The 10,276-nt window shown below is 67.9% G+C and carries 8 protein-coding genes; 3 read left to right on the top strand and 5 right to left on the bottom strand.

Features of this window, described 5'->3' with window-relative positions; translation table 11 throughout:
* Both SYYSPA8_RS36670 and SYYSPA8_RS36665 read right to left on the bottom strand, forming a co-directional pair.
* Nucleotides 1-374: replication-relaxation family protein (locus tag SYYSPA8_RS36670; RefSeq protein WP_323451810.1), on the bottom strand; the 374-nt coding region annotated here is incomplete at its 3' end.
* Between the two features lie 686 nt (nt 375-1,060).
* Nucleotides 1,061-4,993, bottom strand: a complete 3,933-nt coding sequence (locus tag SYYSPA8_RS36665; protein WP_323451809.1) for an nSTAND1 domain-containing NTPase — start codon at nt 4,991-4,993, stop codon at nt 1,061-1,063.
* Between the two features lie 257 nt (nt 4,994-5,250).
* On the opposite strand from SYYSPA8_RS36665, the gene SYYSPA8_RS36660 reads away from it, so the two are divergent.
* Together SYYSPA8_RS36660 and SYYSPA8_RS36655 are read left to right on the top strand one after the other, a co-directional pair.
* Nucleotides 5,251-5,673: a peptidase inhibitor family I36 protein gene (locus SYYSPA8_RS36660; protein WP_323451808.1), complete on the top strand. Its 423-nt coding sequence runs from the start codon at nt 5,251-5,253 to the stop codon at nt 5,671-5,673.
* A 90-nt stretch (nt 5,674-5,763) separates the two neighbouring features.
* Nucleotides 5,764-6,711: a hypothetical protein gene (locus tag SYYSPA8_RS36655; protein ID WP_323451807.1), complete on the top strand. Its 948-nt coding sequence runs from the start codon at nt 5,764-5,766 to the stop codon at nt 6,709-6,711.
* A 229-nt stretch (nt 6,712-6,940) separates the two neighbouring features.
* On the opposite strand, the gene SYYSPA8_RS36650 is transcribed toward SYYSPA8_RS36655, so the two are convergent.
* From SYYSPA8_RS36650 to mobF, 3 genes are all read right to left on the bottom strand, one after another.
* Nucleotides 6,941-7,081, bottom strand: a complete 141-nt coding sequence (locus SYYSPA8_RS36650) for a hypothetical protein (RefSeq protein ID WP_323451806.1) — start codon at nt 7,079-7,081, stop codon at nt 6,941-6,943.
* A gap of 81 nt (nt 7,082-7,162) precedes the next feature.
* The gene (locus SYYSPA8_RS36645) at nt 7,163-7,699 is read right to left on the bottom strand and encodes a GNAT family N-acetyltransferase (protein WP_323451805.1); all 537 of its coding nucleotides are present in this window, start codon (nt 7,697-7,699) and stop codon (nt 7,163-7,165) included.
* Nucleotides 7,700-8,269: 570 nt separating this feature from the next.
* Entirely contained in the window at nt 8,270-9,220 is a 951-nt protein-coding gene (gene mobF / locus SYYSPA8_RS36640) for a MobF family relaxase (RefSeq protein ID WP_323451804.1), read from the bottom strand.
* 271 nt (nt 9,221-9,491) lie between these two features.
* Between mobF and SYYSPA8_RS36635 the strand changes: the two genes are divergently transcribed.
* Nucleotides 9,492-9,989: an HNH endonuclease gene (locus SYYSPA8_RS36635; RefSeq protein WP_323451803.1), complete on the top strand. Its 498-nt coding sequence runs from the start codon at nt 9,492-9,494 to the stop codon at nt 9,987-9,989.
* The last annotated feature ends 287 nt before the right edge of the window (nt 9,990-10,276 follow it).

Raw genomic sequence — 10,276 nt, 5'->3', positions numbered from 1 at the left:
GCAGCGCAAAGCGTTCCGGGCCGGAGCCCTGTCGGGGAAGCGGGCCGAGCGGCTCGAAGGGCTGGGAATGGTATGGGAAGCGGAAGACGCCACGTTCGCCGAAAACCTCGCCGCCGCCCATGCCTGGCGTAGCGGCGGAGCTTGTGGACCAGCTGGTGGGCGTCTTCTGTGCGGCGGTCGATCTCCAGGAGCAGGATCGGCACCTTGGCCTCGGGTGCCCGCATCACGAGGTCGGCCCGCTGAGCGTAGCCGCCTGTGAGCCGGTAGGGGATCTCCGTCTGGAAGGCGAGCGGGTGCCCGTTCCCGGCACGGTGGAGTTCGGCGGCGGTCGAGGTGACCGCCGCGGCATGGTCGCTGTAGCCGGTGCCGAGCAGTTCCCCGGTGTCCGGGTCGTACTCATGCTTGCGCAGCGCCGAGATCCGTATGCCCTCCCGCTCCAGAAGCTTCCTCGCTCGCGGTTGTCCCGCGTGAGCCTGTCATGCCGGTTGCCCGGACAGGTCAGCTTCCACAGCTGATCGGCGGTGGCCCGCTGGAAGGTCCCCAGCGCTTGCAGCAGTTCCTGGCGCCAGGGCTCAATCGACGTCCTCCTGTGCACAGGTCGTCTTTGGACATGAGGGATGTCGGACCTGCGGCGGCCCCTCGACCGGCCGGGTGTGCGGTCGGCGGGCACGATGATCCTCGGATTCCCCCGGCCTGCGGGCGGGTCGGCAGTCGTCCGGCCCCTACACGGAACTGCGCACGGGCCGGACCCACCGTGAAAACGCACCCCTTGACCGCGATCTGACGGACACCACCCCGAGGCATCCGTTTTACTTCTTGACCAACCGGAATGTCCGTGACCGGCGTCATGAACGGGCTCCTGGCGATGCCGTCCGCTGTCCACAGGCCCGGAGCCGCACCGCAGTTCGGCCGGCCGGGCGCAGCAGGCGCCCCGGCCTGCGAACAGCAAGGAGACCTTCATCGAAACGACGTCGCCGAAGGCCCTGCTCGCCCCAGAGCAGCTACCTGATCGAGACAGCGGCTGCAGGAGACCCGGCTGTTCGGGGGCTGCGCACGGATCCTATGGTCGGCTCTTCGGTGAATCGGGGCAGGTGGGCTGGTAAGGGGAGTGAGTGACGTGGGTACTCCAATCGCGGCGGTCGAGTCCGGTCGTCACTCGTGCGCATACCTGAGCGGCGATGTGCTGAAGGTTGAGGCGGTACCTCTGCGGCGGGGCATGTTCGCTGGCGGCGTGCAGGGTGGTGCCTTCGGGGCTGAAGGCAAGGGAGAGGACCGCTCCGCCTGCCGTGGAGAGAATGGCAAGTTGCTGGTACGAGGTGGTGTCCCAGAGTCGAACGCTGCCGTCGGTGCCGGCGGTGGCCAGGGTCCGGCTGTCCGGGGAGAAGGCCAGTGTCTTCACGGGATCGGGGGACCCACTACGGGAGTCGGCGTCAGCGGGAAGGACCGTAAGGCGTTCCACACTGCCAGCATCCCACAGGGTGATTTGCCCGATTCTGTCAGTTGTTGCGAGGATTTTTCCGTTGGGGCTGTAGGTGACGGCGTGGTGTTCGCTTCCGGTCCATTCGGTGCGGCCGGTGGGGAGGTGGATGACGGCACCGTGCCCCGTTGCGAGAAAGTCCTTGTCAGGGCTAAGGCTCAGGCCACCACTCGCAGGACGCAGAGGAGGGGCATAACGGAGATCGGCGGGCTTCTGCGTGCGGGCGAGGAACAGCGATGTGTCATCCGGGGCGAATGCCAGACCGCCGATGGCGGCCAGTTCATCGGGGGTGGGTCTCAGCTCCGGCAGGGTGGTCGTGGCATGGCGTGTTCGCGTATTCCACAGGTAAACAGCGGCGTTCCTTGGTTTCACCTGCGCGGTTGCGGTGCGGCCGGTTCGGGCGTCCCATAGGTGCACGGCAGCGGGCCAGACGCCAGTGATGTCTCCGGGGCGGAAGGTGTACGCAAGAGCGCTGCTGTCACGGCGGAATGCCAACTGAATCGAGCAAGGAGGGGTACCCGACCTGGAGTACTCGCCTCCGCCAGGTGGGCAGGAGCCCGGCAGGAGTACCGTCCGATTACTAGTGGGGTCGGTGAGCCGGAGGCGGGTGCGTCCGTTACGGAGGTCAGGTCGCCCGGTGACGAGCATGGATGCGTCCGGGCTGAAGCCGGCTGCGACCGCGGGCTGCTGATGCCAAGGCTGGGTGATGACTCCGTCCAGGTTCAGCGTGTGAACACCCTGCTCGGTGGTGTAGCGCAGCCACCGCTTCTGGAGGTTGAGGCGTAGGTCGGACGCTTCGTTCCGGGGCAGCGGGTGGTGGAAGACGAGCACGGCCGGACCAGAGACACGCCAAAGGCCGATTCCCCTGCTGTCCGCACCGGCCATATAGCTTCCATCGGCGCTGAATTCGATGTCGGTGAAGGCTCCGTCGCCGATCTGAGGGAGTTCCTTGCCGGAGGCAAGATCCCACATGCGGAGCCCCTTCCCAGAGGAATGGGCAAAACGGCGGCTGTCGGGAGTGATCTCGGCATGGTTCTCCTCGCCGGAGCAGTCCGGGGATCGCGGTATGTGCGGTGTCCAGCGCACAGGGAGTCTCCGGGCCTTGGATACGTCCCAGAACTCCGCCTGTCGGCCGATCCGGCACACCGCGAGCAGACGGCCGTCGGGACTGAGACGCACTTGCTGATCCTCACTGGCTTGGTAAGGCAGCCTCACCCGTCCCACAATCCGCCTGGAGCCCCTTTCGCTCACAACGAATTCCTGACTCAGATCACGAGTGACCTGAGTCAGGATGAGACGGCCGTTCGGGGTCAGCTCGGCCCCGATCCCACTCAGAGCACTGCCCCTGCCGGCCTGGAGGTCCCAGAGCATCGGGGGTCGGCCCCGGCTGGAGGAAGTGGCCCAGCGGCCGTCGTCGCTCAGCGATGCCAGGGAAATCCCCGGCTGCTCCGGCGCGGGGTAGGAACCCGTCCGGCGCTGCGACTCCACATCCCAGACCGTGGCGCGCAGCTTCGTGACGTAGATCATCGTGCTTCCGTCGCCACTTAGTCCCAGGCGGGTTTGGTGTCCGGGGTCGGGGTTGGGGAAGACGGCCTCTTCCCTCTGGGTGGCTGCGGTCATGACAGCCGCACGGGTTTCCGGCAAGTCCGCAATCCGGAACGCCGCGAGTGCGAGCCTCATCGCCGTGGCAGGGTCGCTCCGGCGAAGGCTGTCAGCGACCGCGGTAAGACGGCGGGCCTCGTCGCGAACGCGTTCGCGATCCCGGCGGGCTTCTTCCCTGGCACGCTCGCGGTTCTGGCTGCGGTTCTGTTCCCACGCAATCCCCCCAACCAGCACAGCAAGGGCCGTGAGCACTGCGAGAACGCTCTTGAGGTGGTGCAGTCGGCGTGCTGCCCGGGTGGCTGCGTGGTGCTCCTGATCACGGGCGGTGAAGCTGGTCTCAAGGAAAGTGCGCTCGAAAGGCGCGAGGTGGTGGGGTGTGAGATGTTCTTCTGCCCGGGCGAGCCGGGTGCCGCGGTAGAGGACTTCGGGGTCGCGGTCCAGGGTGTGCCAGGTGGTGGCGTCCTCGGTGAGAGCACGATGGACATGGAGGCATTCACGCGCCTCATCGATCCAGCCGCGCAACCGGGGCCAGGCGGTGAGCAGGGCCTCGTGGACAAGTTCAAGGCTCTGGTCGTCGAGCGCGCACAGGCGGGCACGGATCAGGCTCTCGATCACGCCGTTGCTGTCATCGGTGGTGCGGAGCGCGTCGAGTTCGCCGCCGGTGAGGGGGCGGCGGGTGTCGGGGTTCTCGCCCTGGCCGGGGGCGATCAGCCGCAGCAGTACATGGCGTAGGGACTCCCGCTCGGATGCGGTGAGGTGAGTGCAGAGATCCTCGGCGGACCTGGCGACCGCGCCGTCCAGACCTCCCGCTTCCTCGTACCCGGTGACAGTGAGCACACGGCCGGACCGTCGGTGCCAGGTTTCCAGCAGGGCGTGGGAGAGGAGTGGGAGGGCGCCGGGGCGGCCGGACACCGTGTCGACGAGGCGGGTGGTCAGCTCGCGTTCGACGATGAGCCCGGCTGCAGCAGCCGGTTTCACAATGGCGGCGCGGAGTTCGACCGGGGTCATCGGCGGGACGAGGAGGTGCGCGTCGCGTAGTGCGTCGGCGAGGTCGGGGTGCTCGGCGCAGTGCTGGTAGAAGTCCGCTCGGACCGCGCACAGCACTCTCATGCCGGAGTCGGCCTCCCGGGCGGCGAGGAGCATGCGGAGGAACGCGTCGCGCTCCTCCGGGTCCTGGCAGAGGGTGAAGACCTCCTCGAACTGGTCCACGATCACCAGCACGTCCCCACCCAGGGGGTGGAACCCCTCGGGTCGGTGGCCGGTCAGCAGATGATGATGGGCGCGTACCGGGTGTTCTCCGGGGGAGAGGATCCTGATCCCCGCCAGCTTCGGCCCCGCCCATACAGGGTCGCGGAGTGCGGGGATCACGGCAGCACGTAGCAAGGAGCTCTTCCCGCTGCCGGAAGGACCGAACACTGCGGCAAAGCGGCATCGTCCCAGGAGGTTCAGTACATCCGCGGTGACACGGTCCCGGCCGAAGAACAGATCGCTGTCGGTGGCCTCGTACCGGGCCAGCCCTCGGTACGGCGGAGTCTCCCCGCCCTCGCCGGCGCCCCGGACGGCTTCCGCGACCGCGCGCCAGCGGGTCTCCCACTCCCCCGGATCACCTCCGCACGCCTTGGCGTAGCCCAGAGCAACGCTCAGGCTCGGGAGCGCCCTTCCGGCGGCCGCCTGGGAAAGTGAGGTTGCTGAACAACCCGCCTTCCCGGCCAGCTCACGGTAGGTGGGGCCGCCGGCTTCGGCCCTCAGTTTCCGTAGCGCGAACGCGAACTCCTCCACCGGCCCTGCCTGTGGATCGACCGGCACCTCACGACGCCCCGCCACCAGACCGTCCCCCCGTTCCTTTCCGTACCTGAACGCCAGTTCGCCAGCGTATGCCGGATTGCCCCAGGTCAGGCAGAGAGTTCTGGCCATTGATCAATACCGGGGACGGGTCTGTGATCAATGCTCCGTCCCGATTCCATGGGTCGTGCCGGGCAGTCGTCCACCGTCCGGCACTCATCAGACGGCCAAACGGGCCCGAGGAGTGACCATGCTCGATTACTGATCGGAACAGCAGGAGACCCGGACACACATCACGCCGGGCGGACCTTCAGGACGTCGGCCGTGACCGGTGCCGCCGGCCCCGATCGTGCCGGATGACCACGCTCGGCCCACATCACAACGAACTGATGGAGAAGATACATATGCACACCACAATTACTCGCCGTATGGCCCAGGCCGCAGCCGCCGGAGCTGCCCTGCTCATGCTGGGCGGGCTCGGCTTCGTCACCGCAGCACCTGCCGCTGCGGCAGACAAGGACGGAGTCCTGGAGACGGGCGAGCTGGGTCTCTACTACAACAGCAACTTCGGCGGCTCCGTCTTTGACCTGGCCCTCTCGGACCCCAACTTCGCCAACGACCGCTTCCCCACCAGCCCGTCGGTCAGCCCGGACAACAACACCGCGTCCTATGACAACCGGGACATCTACGCCTGGCAGCTGTGCACGGACGCGAACTACACCGGGACCTGCGGGCGGCTCCTGTCGGGTGCGAATGGCAACTTCAGCGACGTCTACAAGAACAAGGTGACCTCCGCGAGGTACCTCGTCTGACCCGGCTGTCCGGGCCGCCCACACGGGCGGCCCGGGCTCCCCGGATTCGAACCCCCGACTCCCCTTCATGCTCAGGACTCAGGAGCGACCATGCCTCTGTTCCCTCCCCGCCGTGGACGGCGGCGTGCCGTGATGCCGGGGTGCGTCGCTGTCGCCCTGGCCGTGCTGGCCGGCTGCACCAGTGGGTCCGGCGGGTCCGCATCGGCCGGTCAGGAGCACGGCGGCGAACCCCTTCTGGGCCGGATTCCCGTGGTCGTGGCCGGGCACGGGCTGAAGCTGCCGCTGGACGCGTACCTCGTCGACGACCAGCGGATGCGCAGACTGAACCAGGCCCGGGCCGACGCCATCGACCGCTGCACCCGGGACTTCGGCTTCCGCTACCGCCCGCCCGGACCGCCGCGCAAGGAGACCGGCCCGCGATCATCCACCGACCGGCGCTACGGCATCACCGACGCCACGGTCGCGGCACAGGACGGCTACGGCCTGGGCGACCGCGACCCCGCCCGTCAGCCCCCGCCCGAGCGCCCCAGCTTCAGCCGACAGCAGGAGACCGTGGTCTTCGGCAACGGCCGGACCCGTGTCCGGGGCCGCGAGGTCCCAGAAGGCGGCTGCGCCGGGCAGGCGGACGCCGTCCTCGGACTCGCCCGCCCGGACGGGCCGGACCTCGATCTGCCGCTGCGCCTCTCCAACGACGCCTTCGAGGCGTCCCGGAAGGACTCGCGCACCCGTGAGGTGTTCGCCCGGTGGTCACAGTGCATGGCCGCCGCAGGATACGACTACCGGGACCCACTCGTCCCGCCCGGCGACCCCCAACTCCGTGATGCGCCCGAGAAGGAGGCCGTCCGGGCCGCCCTCCAGGACATCGCCTGCAAGAAGCAGACCAACCTCACCGGGACATGGTTCGCCGTCGAGACCGCGTACCAGAAGCGGACCGTCGACCGGAACCGCGCAGAGCTGGAATCCGTGCGGCAGACCATCACGAACGCCCTGCGCGGCACGGCCGGCACTCATATGCCTACTGGACCGGCGCCTGACTGACTGCTCTCGTCCAGCCGGAGCCTGCCCGGGTGCCGGTCCGTTCCCGGTAGACACCGTCACGCGGACAGACCGGCACGGTCCCGACGCCCCTGGGCAACTACCGGGCACAGCAGCCTTTGATCAAGGCCCCGCTCACTGTGCCGGCGGGATGCCGATGGCCCGGGAGTGCGGCTGTCCCGGCCCCCAGCAGGCTACCGTCGGTATCTGAACAAGCCGCAGCTCTTCTCCATCACGGCTTCGGCCGCCCCGCGGTCGGCGGCTTCCTCCTCCTGGCTGCGGGCAAGGCGTTAGGCTTCGCCAACTGTTCTTCGAGTCCGTCCAGTTCCACGCGCCGCGCGGTGATCCGCTCCAGCAGCTCGGGATCCAGCATGCACAGGATCGTAGAAGACCGTCCGGCCTCAACGGGCAGGAGTCGGCATGTCGAGCACTGGGCGATGGCCTGAGCGTGAGCTCAACCGGACAGCGCGGCTGGGGACCATATGCCGAGCCACTGCTCGGCGCCGTATGCCTCGAACCGCTCCTCCTCGATGAACCCCAGCTTTGCCGCGAGGCGCATCGAGGAGACGTTGGCGGTCTGGGTGGCGAGTACGACTGGTTCACCGGGAAGGGCGCCGGCGAACCAGTTGAGTGCCGCTGCGCAGGCTTCTGCGGCGTATCCGCGTCCCCATGCCTGCGGCAGGAACAGGTAGCCGAGCTCGGCCTTTCCGGCGGCCTGGGGAAGGTGCCCCGTTTCTCTGTAGAGCGTGATCTGGCCGATCATCGCACCGTCGAGATCAACGATGAAACGGCCGGAGCGCCGACTGGGTGCCGCTGGCATCGTGCGCTCGAGCTCGTCACGCGGCTGAGGGCCACCGAGGTAGGTACTCACCTCTGGCGAGGCCAACAGGTCGATGACCGCCCTGCGGTCCCGGGCCTCGGGTTCACGGAGCACAAGCCTCTCGGTCCTGATCGGGGCAGGCGGCCAGGCGACGGGTCCGAGATCAGTCATGCCATCACCCAATCAACAGGCGCGCTGACGATCAAGACTCGCGGACCGATCAACCACCGCCCCGGGGCCCACTCCCACCAACGGTGCCGACCCTGCAGACCACGCCTGCACGGTCAGACGGACGATCTTCTCCGCAGACTGCCACCCGCGACCAGCATGAGCACTCCGAGGACCGATCACACCAGCCCTTTGACCTGCTACTTCAAGTTGGTGGTAACTCAGTGCACGGCACCGCCGGCGCGTGCACCGGATGCGCTCGGTGCGGTGCATCGTGCGCACCCGAGCGAGTGCACGACATCGCCGGCACGATGCGGGGCGGGTGCACAACATCGTCACCACGCGCACCGGATGCCGGGACACACCCCGTACGTCACCGCTGGCGGCGGCGCAGGCGCATGGTGCGCCACGGGTTCGGCCGGCCGGTCGCGTCCCGACAGCTGGCGTGGTGACGCGGCCGGCGACCGCTTCGGCGAGGTTGCGTTTGCGGGCCTCGGTGGCAACGGTCAGTTTGGCGAGGGCAGCGAGGCGTTCCGGGGCGGCCGTCCACGTCGCCGGGTCGGTTGTCCGACCCTACGCGTACTCTTTGGGCATCGCGGCCTGCTGGTGGGCGTGGATGGCGGCGGCCCGCTGGGTGGGAGTGAGGGCGCCGCCCCGGCAGGGGTGGTCGACGGCGTGCGGCGGATCGGCCGCCGCCCGGTCGCCATGGTGGTGGTGATGGTCGTCGGTGTGCGCGGGCGGCGTGGTCGTGGCCGGGGCACCGTCCCGCACCGGAGGGGGCGCAGTGCGGGCGGTGCGGATCGCGTTCTGCAGGGCGAGGCTGGCGACTTTGCCCCGCTCGTACCGGGTCGCTGAGCGGGGCGGTGCGCGGACGCGCGCCACCACGCCAGCAGCTGCTTCAGAGGTTTTCGGGGTCTTCTTGTCCGGGCGGGTGTCCTGCGCCGCCCACCACCCCAGCCCGTGCCGGGCGCGCTCGTCCGGCAGCCGACCGTGCTCCTTGACGTACTGGTCAATGATCGTCTCCACAGCGTCTTCGATCCGCTGACGACGGGTCGACTTCCACTCGATCACCTCGGCATCCACCCCGGCGATCTCCATCACCGGCCGCAGCCCAGGCGTCACCTCCCGCGGCACCGTCGCCAGACCCAGCTCCTCACACACCTCCGTCGTCATCGCGAGGGTGTAGAGCGTCCCCGCCGCGACAGCGTGCTGGTAGAGGCGGCGGGTGTCGAGCGCGTACCAGACGCCGTCTGCGCGCTGGGCCCGGTTCAGGATCAGGAGATGCTCGTGAAGCAGCGGAGAATTATCGCGGTTGTCCCAATGCCGGAATGCCGCCACCACCAGGCCCGGCAGCCTGGCCCGCTTCCTGCCGGAGGACCAGCGGATCTCCGCGACCTCGCCCTCCAGCCACTCCAACACCCTGGCCACGGCCCGCGCGTGCGCCCGCTCGATCACCACCCGGGCCCGGTCATCACCCAGTACCCACAGCACCAGCAGCGACGCCTGGGAACTCTCCCGAGACAAGACACTGATCACCCATGGCCGAACCCGGTTCCTCGGCTACGAGATCACTGTCCAGCACAACGACACGAAGCTGAGCAGCCGTTACCGAAGGGCCAACGGCCAGATCGCGCTGCGTGTTCCGCAGGACGTGATCAAGTCCAAGTGTGCCCCCTATCTCGCCCGCAGAGAACCCGCCACGAGAGGGGCTCTGGCCAAAAGCAGCGATCACGCGATCGCCGCTACCTACGGAGCTGTTTATCGGGCATAACCCAATACTAACTGCTCGCCGGAGATGTATTTCGGCCGCACAGACTGCAATGGGTCATGGAGACATCCATGCTCAAGACCCTTGCGGCCAAGCACCGCTCGTCAGTGTCGAAAATGGCAGCCAAAACACAAGGCCAGGATCGAAACACCCAACGGTCCCCGAGCCTGTTTCGAGACCCGCATCGAGCGGAAGAACAGGAAGCCGCTGGTGGCACGGTTTGGTGGAATTCCCCTACAACAGCAACGGTCGGCGAAAATCACCGACAGCCGACCTGTCCGGGTAGACTATCCGCAAAAGGAGCTGATCACACGGCTCCTTGCGGACGCTTGCGAGATCTGCGGTGGAACCGGCGATGTCGAAGTGCATCACATCCGTGCCCTCGCTGATCTCGCACATGCCGGATGGTCAGCGTCCGACTGGACGCGCGTCATGCTCGACCGGCGCCGCAAGACAATTGTGGCCTGCGTCAACTGCCATGGCCGTATTCATGTCGCACGAACGGCTGGATCACCCACGCCGTAATCACTGGAGAGCCGGATGATCGGGAAACCATCACGTCCGGTTCGGCGGGAGGCCGCGCGGAAAAGGACCTGCCACGGGCAGGCACCTCGCCGCGCGGCCGACCCAACCAGCTGGATCATGAGGGCCCGTCGAAACTGCCGCGACTACGAAACGTTGCCCCAGCACGCCGAAGCCCACCTCGCGTGAACCATCATGGCCCTGATGACCCGCCGCCTCACCAAACTCGTCACCGACTGCCGCGAACCCAAACCCCCACCAACCCCACTCGCACCGCCCCTGCGAATCCG

The sequence above is a fragment of the Streptomyces yaizuensis genome (assembly GCF_034961445.1).
Taxonomy (GTDB): Bacteria; Actinomycetota; Actinomycetes; order Streptomycetales; family Streptomycetaceae; genus Streptomyces; species Streptomyces yaizuensis.
This window is presented reverse-complemented; position numbering and strand designations above follow the sequence as displayed.

Excerpts from the sequence above, each read along its gene's own strand:
- SYYSPA8_RS36665 (WP_323451809.1), bottom strand. The coding sequence starts at position 4,993 with ATGGCCAGAACTCTCTGCCTGACCTGGGGCAATCCGGCATACGCTGGC.
- SYYSPA8_RS36660 (WP_323451808.1), top strand. The coding sequence starts at position 5,251 with ATGGAGAAGATACATATGCACACCACAATTACTCGCCGTATGGCCCAG.
- SYYSPA8_RS36655 (WP_323451807.1), top strand. The coding sequence starts at position 5,764 with ATGCCTCTGTTCCCTCCCCGCCGTGGACGGCGGCGTGCCGTGATGCCG.
- SYYSPA8_RS36650 (WP_323451806.1), bottom strand. The coding sequence starts at position 7,081 with ATGCTGGATCCCGAGCTGCTGGAGCGGATCACCGCGCGGCGCGTGGAA.
- SYYSPA8_RS36645 (WP_323451805.1), bottom strand. The coding sequence starts at position 7,699 with ATGACTGATCTCGGACCCGTCGCCTGGCCGCCTGCCCCGATCAGGACC.
- SYYSPA8_RS36635 (WP_323451803.1), top strand. The coding sequence starts at position 9,492 with ATGTATTTCGGCCGCACAGACTGCAATGGGTCATGGAGACATCCATGC.